We start from the raw sequence: 16,207 nt of genomic DNA, 5'->3' as shown, positions 1-16,207 counted from the left end.
ATATCCATTCAAAGATATTTATCCGGATATAGTAGATTGGGGTAATAGATGAGTGAAAATATTGAATCGGTTTTTCGAAAAATATCTGGAGATAAAGAGGTGCAATTAAAATCTACGGTTCTTCATAAGGCTGACTTATCTGCTAGATTGATTTATTCTGCAAAATTCATAGATTGTGATTTTCGAGGAACTTATTTTTCGGAGTCTATTTTTATCAACTGTGAATTTATTGCCTGCTCTTTGATAACCGCAGTATTTTTTAAATCGACGTTTATTAACTGTACTTTCAAAGATTCGAATATGAGGCATGTTATTTTTGGTGAATCCTTCATGAAAGACTGTTCTTTTTATGGAAATGATATTTTCATGGCGGATTTCTCTAGGTGCAAGCTATTGGATGTCCAGTGTGGTGAGGATAATCTCGGTGATCCGATTATTAATGATATGAAGATATTCGATTAGCGCTTGCTACGAGCTATGAGAAATATCCAAATTTGACGTTGGGGGAAATACACAGATCAAGCTGATCTCAGCTTCTGTGGAAAATTCTATATAAGAAATGGGTTTTATTAAAATCCACTTTTTGAAGAACTTGGCCATTTGCAGCATGTTAGAAGATACTCGATGGGATGCAGGTCGCAAGCGGCATGCGCGCGCAGGCTGACCATTTATTTCTGCACACCGCCTGGGCTAGCACAGCGCCTGCTTCTGGCACGCACAACACCACCAATGGCCAAAGCATCGCAAGGCGCTACAGCTACGACGCCGCAGGCCAGTTGCAAAGCATCGACGACAGCCGCACGGGCCGAACGCTCTACCAGTACGACGCCATCGGCCGCCTGACCCAGGCCCTGGCTGGCCACGCGGCGGAGCGCTTCGCCTTCGACCCGGCGCACAATCTCATCGACCCCGATCAGCCGCCGCCACAACAAGCCAGCCCTGCCAGCCCGCGCTCGCCAGGCACGGAGACTCCGGACGAACAATGGGCGCGCTACGTCAGGGAGCACCTCTCAGACCCCAACTTCAACCTGCTCCAGGCGAGGGACGACGCGCTCATCGCCAGCGCCGACCCTGCGCAATGGGATCGCGTGGCGGGCAACCGGCTCAAGGTCTGGCAGGAGCACCGCTACGAGTACGACACCTGGGGCAACTGCACCGACAAACGCAGCGGCAAGCACCAGATACAGCACTACACCTGGGATGCGGAGCACCAGCTCATTGCCGTCCACACGGAAAACCAGAACCAGCGCCAAGGTGAGAAGGCGCACTGGCGCTATGCCTACGATCCCTTTGGTCGGCGCATAGCCAAATGGCAGGAAACGCCTGAACAGAAAAAGTCCGCCCTCCAAGTCACCCACTTCCTGTGGGACGGTAACCGCCTGCTGGCCGAACACGCCCTGCAGCACAAGGACGGCAAGGACACGACAAGCCACAGGCTCTACCTGTATGAGCCCGAAAGCTTCGTACCGCTTGCCCACGTGCAAAGCCTCTGGAACAAGGACCAGGAGGCGCGCGACAAAGGCCTGGGCAACCCCTTTGTGCAACAGTCCCTGCACGAAGCGCGCAATGACGACCAAGTGTGGAACACCAAGGTCCTTCCGCTGCAGCGCAAACTGCAATCGCGCCTGAAGGGCGTGGTGCCGCAGGAAGCACCCCCCAAGGCGCTGCAAAGCCGTACCTTGCATGTGCACACGGACCATCTGGGCACTCCGAGGGAATTGACCAACGCGGAAGGCCACATCGTCTGGGCCGCCAGCTACAAGGCCTGGGGCGCTACGGCCAGCATTGACTACCCGCCGTGCTGCAGACGGTACGCATGGGCAATACCTTGACCCAGCACTGGGTGGAGCAGGACCAGGGCAGCCGGCCTGAGCAGCACCTGAGATTCCAGGGCCAGTACTTTGACGTTGAGACGGGCAGCACCCGATACAGTGCTTTGCCCCGGAATATGAAACCCCGCCAGACCCGCCCCCAAACCTGCCAGACAATCCATAAAAACCAAGGCACCGTTCCATGACAACTTCAACCCCCCTTCCCGAACCCGAATTGAGAGCCTTCGCCGCGGCGGCGGCCGAGCAGCAGCGATGCGCAGACTGCGCTGTGCTGTGGAGGCCGGGCTGGGAGTCCTTGTCGGGGGCGGACAAGACTTCGCATCTGCAGCAGGTTGGTGCCCTGGGCACGCCGGAGACACGGGAATTGCTCGATGAATACCACCCCCAGGGCACGAACCAGTGGTCACCGGATGCCCCCATCGCCCTGGGCTGGCACCCGTACAACCGCTGCACGCTCTGGCGCTGCCACCATTGCAATGCCGCCTTTCTGCGCTACACGGAATACGGCGGCTACTACCAGGACGATCGCATCCGGCCGCTGCTGGCGCATCTGATCGTCACGCCCGAGCAGGGCCGCGTCTGAGCGGCGCTGCTCGGCCGGCTCAGGTCCAGTCGAAGGTGAACAGCACCGTACGGCTTTCCGGCTCGTAGAACAGCAGGATGCTGTCCGCGCCCGTGGCGCACCAGTTGTAGCCGGCCACGTTGGCCACGTGGAAGAAGGGCTTGCCGTCGCGGGTGATGCGGATGCCGTCGTCTTCCAGTTCATCGCCCATGCCGGCGTTTTCCGCTTCGTCCAGCTGGAAGGCCGGGGGAATGGGCGGGTGGCCGGTCCAGTTGCCGTACCAGATTCCGCCGCCCAGGCTGTCCAGGTAGTCATGTTCCATGGGCTCGCCGTTGCCGTAGCGCGAGTAGCTGACCAGGCGGCCGTGCTCGGCGTAGTAGGCACTGGCCTTGGCGTGGCTGGCCAGCATTTCGTCGGTGTGCTCGCAGGCGAAGGCATCCTTGGTGAACTGGCCGCCATGCTGCGGCGCGCGCTGGAAGAAGCCTTCGTTGCCCAGGAAGCGGTAGCGGTTGTCGGGCGTCAGCTCCAGCGCAAACCAGTTGGGGGCGGTGAAGGCGTTGTGGTGGGCTTCGGTCTCATCGCCGATGCAGCCCTCGAAGGGCTCGACGGGGCACAGCATGTGGACCACGGTGCCGGCCAGTTCGGGCCGCACCAGGCCCAGGTCGATGGAGATCAGCGGCAGCAGGTGCTCGGCCAGCCAGGGCTGGTCGGCCACGAAGATGTCGACGGCGGCGGGAAAGGGGCTGAGGCCCGGCTTCAGTTCGCGGACTTCGGTTTGCTGGGTCAAGAGGAACTCCTGGGTGAGGGGATGGTGGTGCCGGGGGTGATCTCGAAGATGTCCTGGTCCGATGCGGCCGCGCTCTCGTGGTAGATGTCGTAGAGGTACTGCGCCAGTTCGGCGTGGGTGACATCGCAGGGAATGGCCAGCAGGGCGGGAGCACGCTTGCCGTCGGCGCCGACGTTGAAGCAGCGCCACTGGGCCGGCGCGCGTTCGATGGCGATGATGCGGCCGAAGACATTGAACCGGTATTTTTCCAAGGGAGATCCTCCTGGCGATCCGGCATCGTAGCGGCTGCCGGGGGGCTCATGCGTGTTCTCCCTAGGTTCGTGCCGGCGTTTCGTCTATATATTTCAAACCTAAACTATTCAGGCTTAAAGTTCTTGGGCCTGGATCCTGAACCTGGGGCGTCCTGTGCCGTCGCCCTGCGAGAAAAGGGTTTGCGGTATGAAGATCGTTTGCATCGGCGGTGGTCCCGCCGGCCTGTACTTCGGCCTGCTGATGAAGCTGCAGGACCCCGCCAACGAGGTCACGGTGGTGGAGCGCAACCGGCCCTACGACACCTTTGGCTGGGGCGTGGTGTTCTCGGACGCCACCATGGACAACCTGCGCGAGGCCGATCCCGTGTCGGCCCGCACCATTGGTGACGCCTTCAACCACTGGGACGATATCAACATCCACTTCAAGGGCCGCAGCCTGCGCAGCAGCGGCCACGGCTTCATCGGCATAGGCCGCAAGAAGCTGCTCAACATCCTGCAGGCGCGCTGCGAGGACGTGGGCGTGAAGCTGGTGTTCGAGAACTTCGTGCAGGACGACCAGGCGATTGCGCGCGAGTACGACGCCGACCTGGTCATCGCCTCGGACGGCATCAACAGCCAGGTGCGCACGCGCTATGCCGATACATTTCGGCCCGATATCGACCAGCGCCGCTGCCGCTTCGTGTGGCTGGGCACGACCAAGGTGTTCGATGCCTTCACCTTCGCCTTCGTGCAGACCGAGCACGGCTGGTTCCAGGCCCATGCCTACCGCTACGAAGACGGCATGTCCACCTTCATCGTGGAGACGCCCGAGGAGACCTGGCAGGCCGCCGGCATAGAGCAGATGAGCCAGGAAGAGGGCATTGCCTATTGCGAGAAGCTGTTCGCCCCCTGGCTGGACGGCCATGCCCTGGTCAGCAATGCCACGCACCTGCGCGGCTCGGCCATCTGGATCCGCTTTCCGCGCGTGATCTGCAATACCTGGGTGCACTGGAACGCGCTGGACACGCCGCGCGGCCCGCGCAGCGTGCCCGTGGTGCTGATGGGCGATGCGGCGCACACGGCGCATTTCTCGATTGGCTCGGGCACCAAGCTGGCGCTGGAGGATGCGATCGAGCTGGCGCGCAGCCTGCGGTCTGCGGGGGGCATCGAGGCCGGCCTGCGCCACTACGAGGAGGTGCGCAGCGTGGAGGTGCTCAAGATCCAGAACGCGGCGCGCAATTCCACGGAATGGTTCGAGAACGTGGAGCGCTATGCGGGCCTGGAGCCGGAGCAGTTCGCCTATTCGCTGCTGACGCGCTCGCAGCGCATCTCGCACGAGAACCTGCGCCTGCGCGATGCCGCCTGGCTGCAGGGCTTCGAGCGCTGGATTGCCGAGCATGCGGGCGAGACGGTGCCCGAAGGCCGCCGCCCGCCCATGCCCATGCTCACGCCCTACCAGGCGCGCGGCCTGCGGCTGAAGAACCGCATCGTGGTCTCGCCCATGGCCATGTATTCCTGCACCGACGGCGTGCCTGGCGACTTCCACCTGGTGCACCTGGGCGCGCGCGCCATGGGCGGCGCGGGCCTGGTGATGGTGGAGATGACCTGCACCTCGCCAGACGCGCGCATCACGCCCGGCTGCCCCGGGCTGTGGAACGACGAGCAGGCGCAGGCCTTTGGGCGCATTGTCGATTTCGTGCACGCGCAGGGCGGGGCGCACATTGGCGTGCAGCTGGGGCATGCGGGGCGCAAGGGGTCCACCCAGCTGGGCTGGCAAAAGATCGACCATCCGCTGGAGCAGGGCAACTGGCCGCTGCTGTCGGCATCGGCCCTGCCCTATATCGAGGGCCTCTCGCAAGTGCCCGCCGCCATGACCCGCGCCGACATGGACCGCGTGCGCGAGGACTTCGTGGCCGCCACGCGGCGCGCCGCGGCAGCGGGCTTTGACTGGCTGGAGCTGCACTGCGCCCACGGCTACCTGCTGTCCAGCTTCATCTCGCCGCTGACCAACCAGCGCGATGACGAATATGGCGGCAGCCTGGACAACCGCCTGCGCTTTCCGCTGGAGGTGTTCGAGGCGGTGCGCGCAGCCTGGCCGCAAGACAAGCCCATGTCGGTGCGCATCTCGGCCCATGACTGGGTGGAAGGCGGCATCACGCCCGACGATGCGGTGGAGATCGCACGCCGCTTCAAGGCGGCGGGCGCCGACATGATCGACTGCTCCTCGGGCCAGGTCAGCCCCGACCAGAAGCCGGTGTACGGCCGCATGTACCAGACGCCGTTTGCCGACCGTGTCCGCAACGAAGCCGGCGTACCGACCATTGCCGTGGGCGCCATCTTCGAGGCCGACCATGCCAACGCCATCATCGCCTCGGGCCGCGCCGACCTGTGCGCGCTGGCGCGTCCGCACCTGGCCGATGCGGCCTGGACGCTGCGCGAGGCTGCGCGCCTCGGTGCGCAGGATGTGGATTGGCCGAACCAGTACCAGCCCGGCAAGCGCCAGTTGGAAACCAACTTCGAACGCGCCGCCGCCATGGCGCAGTTGGACGCGAAATGAAACTACACCCCCTGAGTCGCTTCGCGCCTTCCCCCGTGTGCACGGCGCCCTCTCTCGCTTCGCGGGAGGGGGGCATACGGGCCACCGGCGACACCGTCGGTGCGGGGCGGCGCGGCCGGCCCAGGCCCTTCCTCGGCGTCCCTCGCTGTGTGGCGCGCCGGTTTCATAGGTTGCGGGTGGCTCGCATCGCCACGGGTGATTGAAATGACCATATCTTTGAATCTTCTTGAAGGGCGCCATGCCCTGGTGACGGGCGGGGCGCGCGGCATAGGCCTGGCCTGTGCGCGGGCGCTGCTGGCGCGCGGCGCGCGGGTCACGCTGCTGGGACGCGATGGTGCGGCGCTGGAGGCTGCCGTGCGCGAGCTGGGCGGCACGGCACCGGCAGCACAGATGGTGCAGTCCGTGCAGGCGGATATTGCCGACGAGGACTCGGTGCGCCAGGCCTTCGCGCAGGCCGAGGCGGCCTTCGGCCCCGTGCAGGTGCTGGTCAACAACGCAGGCCAGGCCAGCAGCCAGAAGTTCGAGCGCACCGATGCCGCACTGTGGCAGGCGATGCTGGCCGTCAACCTCACGGGCACCTTCCACTGCATGCAGGCCGCGCTGCCGGGCATGCTGGCTGCGCGCTGGGGCCGCATCATCAATGTGGCCAGCACGGCAGGGCTGATCGGCTATGCCTATGTCAGCGCCTATTGCGCGGCCAAGCATGGCGTGATCGGCCTCACGCGCTCGCTGGCGCTGGAGACGGCGGGCAAGGGCGTGACGGTGAACGCGGTCTGCCCCGGCTATACCGAGACCGACATCGTGCGCGGCGCCGTGGCCAACATCGTGGACAAGACCGGCATGACGGCGGATGAGGCCCGCGCCAGGCTGGCCGAACGCAACCCGCAGGGCCGCCTGGTCCAGCCCGAGGAAGTGGCCGAGACCGTGGCCTGGCTGGCCCTGCCGGCGTCCGCCTCGGTCAACGGCCAGTCCATTGCCGTCGACGGCGGCGAGGTGATGACCGGCTGAACCCGGTCCACTCCCCCCGTTTTCTGAATTCTTGATGGAGACACCATGAGCACCCAGCCCGAAGAACACAGCATGAAGCACCACAAGCGCCCCCTGGCCGGCTACGAGGCCAGGACCTTTGTGTGGCAGGTATCGGCCGACGGCAAGATCGGCACCATCACCCTGAACCGGCCCGAGCGCAAGAACCCGCTGACCTTCGGCTCCTATGCCGAGCTGCGCGACCTGTTCCGTGCCCTGGTCTATGCCACCGACATCAAGGCCGTGGTGGTCACGGGCGCGGGCGGCAATTTCTGCTCGGGCGGCGATGTGCACGAGATCATCGGCCCGCTCACCAAGATGAGCATGCCCGAGCTGCTGGACTTCACGCGCATGACGGGCGACCTGATCAAGGCCATGCGCGCCTGCCCGCAGCCCATCGTGGCGGCGGTGGACGGCATCTGCGCCGGCGCGGGTGCCATGGTGGCACTGGCCGCCGACATGCGCCTGGGCACGCCGGCCGCGCGCACGGCGTTTCTCTTCACCCGCGTGGGCCTGGCCGGTGCCGACATGGGCGCCTGCACGCTGCTGCCGCGCATGATCGGCCAGGGCCGCGCCTCCGAGCTGCTGTACACGGGCCGCGCCATGACGGCCGAGGAGGGCGCTGCCTGGGGCTTCTTCAATGCCTTGCACGACGCCGAACAGATCGGCGAAGCCGCCCACGCGCTGGCCGCCCAGCTGGCCGCAGGCCCCACCTTTGCCCATGGCGTGACCAAGAAGCTGCTGCACCAGGAATGGAACATGGGCGTGGACGAGGCCATCGAGGCCGAAGCCGAGGCCCAGGCCATCTGCATGCAGACGCGCGACTTCCACCGCGCCTACGAGGCCTTCGTGGCCAAGCAAAAGCCTGTCTTTGAAGGAAACTGAAAATGCGTGATTCCTCCTGGCTGGACTGGCCCTTCTTCGACGACGCCCACCGCACGCTGGCGCATGAGGCCGACGCCTGGTGCGCCCAATCCCTGGGCGATGTGGACCACCACGATGCCGATGCGGCCTGCCGCCAACTGGTGAAGGCCCTGGGCCAGGCCGGCTGGCTGCGCTATGCCGTGCCGTCCGGCCCCGGCGGCGCCTGGGGCGGGGCCTTGCCCGAGGTGGACTCGCGCGCGGTCTGCATCCTGCGCGAGACCCTGGCCCGCCATGAAGGCCTGGCCGACTTCGCCTTTGCCATGCAGGGCCTGGGCAGCGGCGCGATATCGCTCATGGGGTCGGATGCGCTGCGCCAGCGCTACCTGCCGCGCGTGGCGCGCGGCGAGGCCATTGCGGCCTTTGCGCTGTCCGAGCCCGATGCGGGCTCCGACGTGGCCGCCATGGCCTGCGAGGCGCGGCTCGAAGGCGACCACTATGTGCTCAACGGCGCCAAGACCTGGATCTCCAACGGCGGCATTGCCGACTTCTACTGCGTGTTCGCCCGCACGGGCGAGGCACCGGGCGCGCGAGGCATCAGCGCCTTCGTGGTCGATGCGGACACGCCGGGCTTTTCGATCGGCGAGCGCATCGAGCTGATCGCGCCGCACCCGCTGGCCACCATCCGCTTCGACAACTGCCGCATACCCGTGTCGCAGCGCCTGGGCGAGCCGGGGCAGGGCTTCAAGCTGGCCATGATGACGCTGGACATCTTCCGCGCCTCGGTGGCCGCCGCCGCACTGGGCTTTGCGCGCCGCGCGCTGGACGAAGGCCTGGCACGCGCCAAGTCGCGCCGCATGTTCGGCCAGACCCTGGGCGACCTGCAGCTGACCCAGGCCGCGCTGGGCGACATGGACACGGCCATCGACGCATCGGCCCTGCTGACCTACCGCGCCGCCTGGATGCGCGATGTGAAGAAGACGCGCACCACGCGCGAGGCGGCCATGGCCAAGATGACGGCCACCGAATCGGCCCAGGCCGTGATCGACCGCGCGCTGCAGATGTTCGGCGGGGCGGGCGTGGTCTCGGGCATGCCGGTGGAGACGCTGTACCGCGAGATCCGCGCGCTGCGCATCTACGAGGGCGCGACCGAGGTGCAAAAACTCATCATCGCGCGCGAGCTGCTCAAGGCCTGAGCGGCAGGCTGCCCATTCAACGCAAAGCCAGGGAACATCGCATGCAAGCCTCCGCCCACATCGATACTTTCGCCCGGGACAATCTGCCGCCACCCGACCAATGGCCCGAGTTCCTGCTCGACGGGCCGGACGTGGCCTATCCCGAACGCCTGAACTGCGCGGCCGAACTGGTCGATGCCATGGTGGCGCGCGGCCATGGCGGCCGCGTGGCCCTGCGCTGGAGGCAGGGCGCGGACCAGGCCGCCATGACCTATGCCGAACTGCAGGCGCTGACCAACCGCATCGCCCATGTGCTGGTGGAAGACCTGCAGCTGGTGCCCGGCAACCGGCTGCTGCTGCGCGGCCCCAACAACGCCATGATGGCCGCGTCCTGGCTGGCCGCCATCAAGGCCGGGCTGGTGACGGTGCCCACCATGCCGCTGCTGCGCGCCAAGGAGCTGCAGCAGATCATCGCCAAGGCCCAGGTGCAGGCCGTGCTGTGCGATGTGCGCCTCAAGGACGAGGTGCAGCTGTGCCTGCAGCCCGGCCATGAACACCATTGCCCTGACCTCTCGCGCGTGCTGTATTTCAACGACGGCGCAGCCGATGCGCTGGACGCCCTGGCCGCAGCCAAGCCCGACACCTTCGCCTGCTGCGACACGGCGGCAGACGATGTCTGCCTGATCGCCTTCACCAGCGGCACCACGGGCGCGCCCAAGGGCTGCATGCATTTCCACCGCGACGTGCTGGCCATGTGCGACCTGTTCCCGCGCCATGTGATCCGGCCGGGCCCGGACGACATCTTCTGCGGCACGCCGCCGCTGGCCTTCACCTTTGGCCTGGGCGGGCTGCTGTGCTTTCCGCTGCGCGTGGGCGCCAGCACCGTGCTGGCCGAGAAGCTCACGCCCGAAGGGCTGCTGCAGCTGGTGCAGGATTTCCGCGCCACCATCGTCTTCACCGCGCCCACCTTCTACCGGCAGATGGCGGCGCAGGCAGCGCGCTTCGACCTGTCGTCGCTCAGGAAAAGCGTGTCGGCCGGCGAGGCCCTGCCCGACGCCACGCGCCAGCTGTGGAAGCAGGCCACGGGCATCGAGATGATCGACGGCATCGGCGGCACCGAGCTCATCCACGTCTTTGTCTCCAGCCCGCCCGAGGAGGTGCGCGAGGGCGCCATCGGCAAGGTCGTGCCCGGCTACGTGGCCCAGGTGGTGGACGACGACATGCAGCCCGTGCCCGACGGCACGCCCGGCCGCCTGGCCATCAAGGGGCCGACCGGCTGCCGGTATCTTGCCGACGAGCGCCAGAAGCGCTTTGTGCAAAACGGCTGGAACCTGCCCGGCGACACCTTTGTGCGCGACGCCGACGGCTATCTGTTCTATCAGGCGCGCAATGACGACATGATCATCTCGGCCGGCTACAACATCGCCGGCCCCGAGGTGGAGGATGCGCTGCTGCGCCACGAGGCCGTGGCCGAATGCGGCGTGATCGGCGCGGCAGACGACGAGCGCGGCCAGGTGGTCAAGGCCTTTGTGGTGCTCAAGCCCGGCTTTGCGGCCGGCGACGACATGGCCGCCACGCTGCAGGCCTTCGTCAAGGCCAGCATTGCGCCCTACAAGTACCCGCGCGCCATTGTCTTCGTGCCGGCCCTGCCGCGCACCGAGACCGGCAAGCTGCAGCGATTCGTGCTGCGCAAGATGCCGTGAGCGCGCGCCATGGCCTCCGCCTTCGTCAGCCAGGTGCAGGTGCTGTTTCGCCATTGCGATCCGGCCGGCATCGTCTTTTACCCGCGCTATTTCGAGATGGTCAACGACCTGGTCGAGGAATGGTTCGACAGGGGAATGGGCCTGCCATTCCACACCCTGCATGTACAGCGCCAGGTGGGCACGCCCACGGTGTCGGTGCAATGCGATTTCACGGCGCCCAGCCGCTGGCACGACACGCTGCGCCAGGTATTGGAGGTGCGCCGCATCGGCGGGGCATCGTTCCAGTTCGATGTGCGTTTCGAGGGGCCGGACGGCCAACGCCGGCTGTCTGCGCGCATGACCATCGTCACCATGGATTTGCGCAGCATGAAGGCCACGCCACTGCCGGCCGATCTGCGCGAGCGCCTGCAGGCCTATCTGGTGCCGCAGGACGGTTTTATGGATTCAACGAGAACAGGATGAAGCAATGAAGACTCTGCAACCCCCGGACTGGCTGGCGCCCCGAGGCTATGCCAATGGCATCCTGACCGAGATGACGGTCGGCTCCCGGCTGGTGTTCGTCGGCGGCCAGATTGGCTGGAACGGCCAGCAGCAATTCGAGTCGGACGACTTTGCGGAACAGGTGCGGCAGGCGCTGGCCAATATCGTCGCCATCCTCGCCGAAGGCGGCGCCAGGCCCGAGCACATCGTGCGCATGACCTGGTATGTGACCGACAAGCAGGAATACGTGGCGGCCTATCCCGCCATTGGAAAGCACTACCGCGAACTGATCGGGCGGCATTTCCCGGCCATGACGGCGGTGGAAGTGGCGGATCTGGTGGAAGACCGGGCCAAGGTGGAGATCGAGGTCACGGCGGTGGTGCCGGCCTGATGTCCATCCGCGCGCCATTTGCGCGCCAACCGGGCAATGCCCGCGCATGTGAGCCGCCGAGCGGGCGGGCACATGCGCGGCAGGGACTCACTTGATTTCGAACAGGGTGCGGTCCTTGCCCAGGATCCAGTTCGGCGGCTTGCCGCGGCCGGTCCAGGTCTTGCCGGACTCGGGGTCCTGGTATTTGGCGGGAGCGCTCTTTTTGCCATCGGGCTTCCAGGGGAAGACCTGTTGTGCCGTGAAGCCGAACTCACGGACCAGCTCCTGCACCGATGCCAGGGCCGCTTTGGACTCCAGCTTGCGGGCATCGTCGATTTGCTGGTCGAGCAATTTTTTCTGGGCAATCAGCTCTTGGTATGTAGTCATCTTGATGGAAGAATTTCTAAGTGCGGCTATTTGTGTGAAAACTGCGCAGCAAGAGCCTGGACCCAGGACTCTTTGCAGAATGGTCAATTCTGGTGCATGTGCAGTGGGGATGAAGAACTCACCGTAAGTACAAATACTGATGATGTTGGCGCTCTATGGAGGTTAGGGCGCTTCTTCTCATGCCTGGGCATATTCCAAGGCGATCCGCATTATATCCAGGGCAATCTGGATAACCGGCACTTTACAAAAGCTGTTGTGCCGTTGTTACATTTGCAGAGCACTGTGGTTGGCGCTTCCTCCTCTGGAGACGACGTGCTGTCATGGCTTTTTCAGGGGACTGCGCAACGTTGGCCGCGAAAGTTCCGCCTTGGTTATGGAAAACAATCAACATTTGCATTTTATCAATCAAACCATAAAAGCGATTTATAAAATATATTACATGTGATTTGATCGAGTTATTCAATGCATTGATTGATACCTGCGGTTTCATTTGAATAATCGATTTGCGGGATAGGTTTTTTTATTGTCAAAGACCGCTTGTTCGAATGGTGAATGGCGGCGCCTTCTGTCTATACAGGACAAGCGCATCGGCTTCCCGATTGCCGGAGCCATTGCAGCCTGCAGTTGTTTCAAGGGTGATTCCTGAATCGGATTTCGCGGCCCGGCCATGCGGCAGTCGGCGGGCGGCAGGCACCGAACGCTTGATTGGCGCGCTACCAACAGCCTGTTAGGATCGCCGCACTACAACGATCCACCACCTGGCAGACATGGCAAGAAGGCAGACCAGCGCCCACGACGGCAACGAGACCCGCGAGACCCTTCTCAAGCTGGCCGCCCGTACCTTCGGTGAGCAGGGCTACTCTGCCACCACCATGCGCAACATTGCCGAGCAGTCCGGGATTGAGGCGGCCAGCATCTACTACCACTTCGCCTCCAAGGAGGAACTGGTGGACGAGGTCATGGAGCAGGGCGGCAACCGCATCATCAGCCAACAGCAGGAGCGCCTTGCCGCCCTGGGCGCCGACGCCACGGCCGAGCAGCGCTTTCGCGCAGCCGTGCTGGGCCAGATGGCGGGGCTGGTAAAGCATGGCGACTTCGCCCTGGCCCACGGCCGGCTGCTGGGCCAGCTGCCCGACAAGGTGCGCGAGCGCCAGATCAAGCGCCGCGAGCGCCACCAGAAATTCTGGAGCGGCCTGCTGGAAGACCTGCGTGCCGAAGGCCGCCTGCGGGCCGACGCCGACATCCACCTGGCGCGCATCATGATCCTGGGCAGCATCAACTCCATACAGTCCTGGTTCAACCCCCGCAAGGGCTCGCTGGAGAAGGTGGCGGACCAGATCTGCGACATGTTCTTCCGGGGCGTGGGACCGGCAGATAAATAGGCGCAAGGCTGAAAATCGCCAATCGGCCTGTCACATGCCGGTGGCATATTCCCGCGCTGCTGTCTTGGCCCTGTGCAGAAAATGGCGGCGGGTTGTTAATGATATTTAACTGTCAATAGTAAGATCGCCGTCCTATGCGTCTGCTTGTTTTGCGCCTGCTATTGCTGGCCGTGTTCTTCAACACGGCCATTGGCATGCCCCTGCACGGCGCAACGCATATCCGGCAGGCGGTGGCCGGGCCTGCACAGGCCTTTGTAGGCCTCAACGGCTGCGAAGATGATGCGCTGGCCGGCCAGGCCGGCCAACGCGGCCAGGCTGGCGAAAAGGCTGAAGTCGTCGAAGCCGCCGAGGCCGTCTGCGCATGGTGCATGGGCCATGCACCGCATGCGGCGGCCTGGCTGCCGCACTTCGGCCTGCCGCTGGCCGTGGCCGCGCCGCCCGAGAGGGTGCCGCCGCGCACCGTGGGCGGCGCCATCCCCTCGCAGAACCGCTGGGCCTTTGCATCGCGCGACCCGCCGCGCTGAACCCGCAAGCACTTTTCTCCTTCTCTGCCGCCAGCGCCCATTGGTGCTGGCGGCATGTCCGTGTTTGCGCGCGCCGGCTGTGGATGCCGGCGGCATGCGCCTGTGCCCGTTTTCAACATGACTGCCTTCTTCTTCCCCGCGAAGCCGCTTCCCCGCCTTCGCCCGCTGCCGCTTGCCCTGAGCGCTGCCGCCTTCCTGTCCATGCCTGCGCTGGCCCAAGGCCAGGATCCGTCCTCCGGCCCCGGCCCCGCCGCCGCTTCCGATTCCGCTTCTACGCAGGAGCAGACCCTGCTGCCTGCCGTGGAAGTCGTGGGCCGAACGGCCTCGGGCGCCTATCACACCGACGAGGCGGCAGGCGCCAAGACCGACCTGCCGCTGCGCGAGCTGCCGCAGTCGGTGCGCGTGATCACGCGCCAGGCCATGGACGACCTGGGCGCCACCAAGCTTGACGACGTGCTGGACTACGTGGGCGGCGTCTCGCGCCAGAACAACTTTGGCGGGCTGTGGGACAACATCGTCATCCGCGGCCTGCCCGGCGACCAGAACGTGGGCATGGCCACCCTGTTCAACGGTTTTTCCTCGGGGCGCGGCTTCAATGCGCCACGTGACCTGGCCGGCGTGGAGCGCATCGAGTTCCTCAAGGGCACGGCTGCTGCGCTCTACGGCAGCAGCGAGCCGGGCGGCACGCTGAACGTGGTCTCCAAGCGCCCGCTGTGGACGCCTTCGCATTCCGTGGAAGCCTATGCGGGCAGCTACGGCCTGCGGCGTGGCGCGCTGGACACCACGGGACCGGTGGGCGAGAACTTTGCCTACCGGCTCAACATCGCCGTGGAGGACCGCGACAGCTTCCGCGATTTCGTGGGCGCCAGCCGCCAGGTGATCGCACCGGCCTTCACCTGGAAGCTGGGGCGCGATACGGTGCTGGAATACTCGGGCGAGCTGCTGCGCCACAAGACGCCGCTGGACCGCGGCGTGGTGGCCGTGGGCGACCGGCTGGGCGCCATCTCGCGCAGCCGCTTCCTGGGCGAGCCGGGCGACGGCGATGTGACGGTGGAAAACCGCACCCACCAGTTCATCCTCTCGCACGAGTGGAACGCGCAGTGGCGCAGCCGCCTGGGCCTGTCCTATCGCGAAACGTCGATCAACGGCTTTTCCACCGAACCCCACGCGCTGCTGGCCAATGGCGACCTCACGCGCCAGCGGCGTTTCCGCGACTACCAATCCGACGATATCGCCGTGCAGGCCGAGCTGCAGGGCACGGTGAAAACGGGCGCCGTCGAGCACGAGCTGCTGCTGGGCCTGGAGAGCTTCCGCTTCGAGATGGACACGCTGATGCTGCGCGCCAACCCGACGGCGGCCAATCCCTACGCCATCAACATCTACAACCCCATCTACGGCGGCGCGCGCCCCGTGCCCACGGCCAATACCGACACCTTCGAGCGGCAGCGCAACACGGCGTTCTACCTGCAGGACGCCATCAAGCTCTCGCCCCAATGGCGCGTGGTGGCCGGCCTGCGCATGGACCGCTACGACCAGTCGCTGCACAACCGCCGCACGGGCGCGACCACCCAGCAGGACCCGACCTCGACCTCGCCGCGCCTGGGCCTGAGCTGGCTGCCGCTGCCGCAATGGACCTTCTATGCCAACGCGGGCCGCTCGTTCCGGCCCAACGTGGGCATCGATGTGGCCGGTGCGGGCTTCAGCCCCGAATCCGGCCGTTCGATGGAGCTGGGCGCCAAGTGGGAAAGCGCCGACCAGCGCATGGGTGCCACGGCCGCGCTGTTCGATATCCGCAAGCGCAATGTGCTGACGGCCGACCCGGGCAACGCCGGCTACTCGGTCTCGGCCGGCGAGATCCGCAGCCGGGGCCTGGAGTTCGACTTCGCCGGCCAGGTCACGCAGCGCTGGCGCCTGAATGCGAGCCTGGTGCTCAACGATGTGGAGATCTCCCGCGACAACACGCTGGAGGTGGGCGGGCGCCTGCTCAACGTGCCCAAGGCCAACGGCAGCGTGCTGGCGGTCTACGAGAACGCCTTCTCCAACGGCCAGCGCTACGGCATCGGCGGCGGCATCACCCACATGGGCAAGCGCCTGGGCCAGGCCCGCACGCAGGCCGAGGCCGATGCCGGCAAGGCCGCCTTCGAGCTGCCCAGCTACACCACGGCCAAGCTGGTTGCCTACTGGCGCATCAGCCCTACGCTGCGCCTGACGCTGGACGTGGACAACCTTTTCGACAAGACCTACTACACCAGCTCGTACAGCCGGCTGTGGGTGACGCCGGGCACGGCCCGCACCGTCACCGTGGGCCTTCAAGCAAAGTTCTGAGCCCCG

The 16,207-nt window shown here is 65.2% G+C and carries 16 protein-coding genes; 13 read left to right on the top strand and 3 right to left on the bottom strand.

Annotated elements, in window-relative coordinates:
- Window positions 1-48: 48 nt before the first annotated feature.
- The 3 genes from CLV01_RS29935 to CLV01_RS21010 all read left to right on the top strand — a co-directional run bounded on the left by CLV01_RS29935 (window position 49) and on the right by CLV01_RS21010 (window position 2,415).
- Entirely contained in the window at window positions 49-462 is a 414-nt protein-coding gene (locus CLV01_RS29935) for a pentapeptide repeat-containing protein (RefSeq protein ID WP_099733291.1), read from the top strand.
- Window positions 463-647: 185 nt separating this feature from the next.
- Entirely contained in the window at window positions 648-1,832 is a 1,185-nt protein-coding gene (locus tag CLV01_RS21015) for an RHS domain-containing protein (RefSeq protein ID WP_180288436.1), read from the top strand.
- 181 nt (window positions 1,833-2,013) lie between these two features.
- Window positions 2,014-2,415 (top strand): hypothetical protein, encoded by a 402-nt coding sequence (locus CLV01_RS21010; protein ID WP_012206277.1) that lies wholly within the window; start codon window positions 2,014-2,016, stop codon window positions 2,413-2,415.
- Window positions 2,416-2,434: 19 nt separating this feature from the next.
- Here the strand turns inward: CLV01_RS21010 and CLV01_RS21005 are convergent, their stop codons facing one another.
- Window positions 2,435-3,181 carry an enolase gene (locus CLV01_RS21005; RefSeq protein ID WP_099733293.1) on the bottom strand — a complete coding sequence of 249 codons (747 nt, stop codon included), beginning with the start codon at window positions 3,179-3,181 and terminating at the stop codon, window positions 2,435-2,437.
- Entirely contained in the window at window positions 3,178-3,432 is a 255-nt protein-coding gene (locus tag CLV01_RS21000; RefSeq protein ID WP_099733294.1) for a DUF7661 family protein, read from the bottom strand. Before CLV01_RS21000 ends, CLV01_RS21005 begins: the two co-directional genes overlap by 4 nt.
- A 187-nt stretch (window positions 3,433-3,619) precedes the next feature.
- Here CLV01_RS21000 and CLV01_RS20995 point away from each other — a divergent pair, with 187 nt between their 5' ends.
- The 7 genes from CLV01_RS20995 to CLV01_RS20960 all read left to right on the top strand — a co-directional run bounded on the left by CLV01_RS20995 (window position 3,620) and on the right by CLV01_RS20960 (window position 11,604).
- A complete protein-coding gene (locus CLV01_RS20995) occupies window positions 3,620-5,968 on the top strand; it encodes a bifunctional salicylyl-CoA 5-hydroxylase/oxidoreductase (protein ID WP_099733295.1) in 2,349 nt (782 codons plus the stop codon).
- 204 nt (window positions 5,969-6,172) lie between these two features.
- A complete protein-coding gene (locus CLV01_RS20985) occupies window positions 6,173-6,976 on the top strand; it encodes an SDR family NAD(P)-dependent oxidoreductase (RefSeq protein ID WP_099733296.1) in 804 nt (267 codons plus the stop codon).
- Window positions 6,977-7,021: 45 nt separating this feature from the next.
- Window positions 7,022-7,879: an enoyl-CoA hydratase family protein gene (locus tag CLV01_RS20980; RefSeq protein ID WP_097201990.1), complete on the top strand. Its 858-nt coding sequence runs from the start codon at window positions 7,022-7,024 to the stop codon at window positions 7,877-7,879.
- A 2-nt stretch (window positions 7,880-7,881) separates the two neighbouring features.
- Window positions 7,882-9,051, top strand: coding sequence for an acyl-CoA dehydrogenase family protein (locus CLV01_RS20975; RefSeq protein WP_013801799.1), 1,170 nt, complete (start codon window positions 7,882-7,884; stop codon window positions 9,049-9,051).
- Window positions 9,052-9,092: 41 nt separating this feature from the next.
- Window positions 9,093-10,733 carry an AMP-binding protein gene (locus CLV01_RS20970; protein WP_099733297.1) on the top strand — a complete coding sequence of 547 codons (1,641 nt, stop codon included), beginning with the start codon at window positions 9,093-9,095 and terminating at the stop codon, window positions 10,731-10,733.
- Window positions 10,734-10,742: 9 nt separating this feature from the next.
- Window positions 10,743-11,195, top strand: coding sequence for an acyl-CoA thioesterase (locus tag CLV01_RS20965; RefSeq protein ID WP_013801801.1), 453 nt, complete (start codon window positions 10,743-10,745; stop codon window positions 11,193-11,195).
- A gap of 4 nt (window positions 11,196-11,199) precedes the next feature.
- The gene (locus tag CLV01_RS20960) at window positions 11,200-11,604 is read left to right on the top strand and encodes a RidA family protein (protein WP_012206268.1); all 405 of its coding nucleotides are present in this window, start codon (window positions 11,200-11,202) and stop codon (window positions 11,602-11,604) included.
- Window positions 11,605-11,691: 87 nt separating this feature from the next.
- Here the strand turns inward: CLV01_RS20960 and CLV01_RS20955 are convergent, their stop codons facing one another.
- Window positions 11,692-11,970, bottom strand: coding sequence for an H-NS histone family protein (locus tag CLV01_RS20955; protein ID WP_012206267.1), 279 nt, complete (start codon window positions 11,968-11,970; stop codon window positions 11,692-11,694).
- A gap of 767 nt (window positions 11,971-12,737) precedes the next feature.
- On the opposite strand from CLV01_RS20955, the gene CLV01_RS20950 reads away from it, so the two are divergent.
- The 3 genes from CLV01_RS20950 (at window position 12,738) to CLV01_RS20940 (ending at window position 16,201) form a co-directional block, all read left to right on the top strand.
- On the top strand, window positions 12,738-13,352 hold the full coding sequence (locus CLV01_RS20950; RefSeq protein WP_012206266.1) for a TetR/AcrR family transcriptional regulator: 615 nt from the start codon (window positions 12,738-12,740) through the stop codon (window positions 13,350-13,352).
- 134 nt (window positions 13,353-13,486) lie between these two features.
- A complete protein-coding gene (locus CLV01_RS20945; protein WP_013801802.1) occupies window positions 13,487-13,876 on the top strand; it encodes a DUF2946 family protein in 390 nt (129 codons plus the stop codon).
- Between the two features lie 117 nt (window positions 13,877-13,993).
- The gene (locus tag CLV01_RS20940) at window positions 13,994-16,201 is read left to right on the top strand and encodes a TonB-dependent siderophore receptor (RefSeq protein WP_099735085.1); all 2,208 of its coding nucleotides are present in this window, start codon (window positions 13,994-13,996) and stop codon (window positions 16,199-16,201) included.
- Window positions 16,202-16,207 lie beyond the last annotated feature (6 nt).

The sequence above is a fragment of the Delftia sp. 60 genome (genome assembly GCF_002754395.1).
GTDB classification, from domain to species: Bacteria; Pseudomonadota; Gammaproteobacteria; order Burkholderiales; family Burkholderiaceae_C; genus Comamonas; species Comamonas acidovorans.
The sequence above is the reverse complement of the archived record's forward strand: the minus strand, read 5'-3'. Positions and strand labels throughout refer to the sequence as shown.

Bases quoted from the DNA above. Each gene is read 5' to 3' on its own strand.
- CLV01_RS29935 (WP_099733291.1), top strand. From the start codon at position 49: ATGAGTGAAAATATTGAATCGGTTTTTCGAAAAATATCTGGAGATAAA.
- CLV01_RS21015 (WP_180288436.1), top strand. From the start codon at position 648: ATGCGCGCGCAGGCTGACCATTTATTTCTGCACACCGCCTGGGCTAGC.
- CLV01_RS21010 (WP_012206277.1), top strand. From the start codon at position 2,014: ATGACAACTTCAACCCCCCTTCCCGAACCCGAATTGAGAGCCTTCGCC.
- CLV01_RS20995 (WP_099733295.1), top strand. From the start codon at position 3,620: ATGAAGATCGTTTGCATCGGCGGTGGTCCCGCCGGCCTGTACTTCGGC.
- CLV01_RS20985 (WP_099733296.1), top strand. From the start codon at position 6,173: ATGACCATATCTTTGAATCTTCTTGAAGGGCGCCATGCCCTGGTGACG.
- CLV01_RS20980 (WP_097201990.1), top strand. From the start codon at position 7,022: ATGAGCACCCAGCCCGAAGAACACAGCATGAAGCACCACAAGCGCCCC.
- CLV01_RS20975 (WP_013801799.1), top strand. From the start codon at position 7,882: ATGCGTGATTCCTCCTGGCTGGACTGGCCCTTCTTCGACGACGCCCAC.
- CLV01_RS20970 (WP_099733297.1), top strand. From the start codon at position 9,093: ATGCAAGCCTCCGCCCACATCGATACTTTCGCCCGGGACAATCTGCCG.
- CLV01_RS20965 (WP_013801801.1), top strand. From the start codon at position 10,743: ATGGCCTCCGCCTTCGTCAGCCAGGTGCAGGTGCTGTTTCGCCATTGC.
- CLV01_RS20960 (WP_012206268.1), top strand. From the start codon at position 11,200: ATGAAGACTCTGCAACCCCCGGACTGGCTGGCGCCCCGAGGCTATGCC.
- CLV01_RS20955 (WP_012206267.1), bottom strand. From the start codon at position 11,970: ATGACTACATACCAAGAGCTGATTGCCCAGAAAAAATTGCTCGACCAG.
- CLV01_RS20950 (WP_012206266.1), top strand. From the start codon at position 12,738: ATGGCAAGAAGGCAGACCAGCGCCCACGACGGCAACGAGACCCGCGAG.
- CLV01_RS20945 (WP_013801802.1), top strand. From the start codon at position 13,487: ATGCGTCTGCTTGTTTTGCGCCTGCTATTGCTGGCCGTGTTCTTCAAC.
- CLV01_RS20940 (WP_099735085.1), top strand. From the start codon at position 13,994: ATGACTGCCTTCTTCTTCCCCGCGAAGCCGCTTCCCCGCCTTCGCCCG.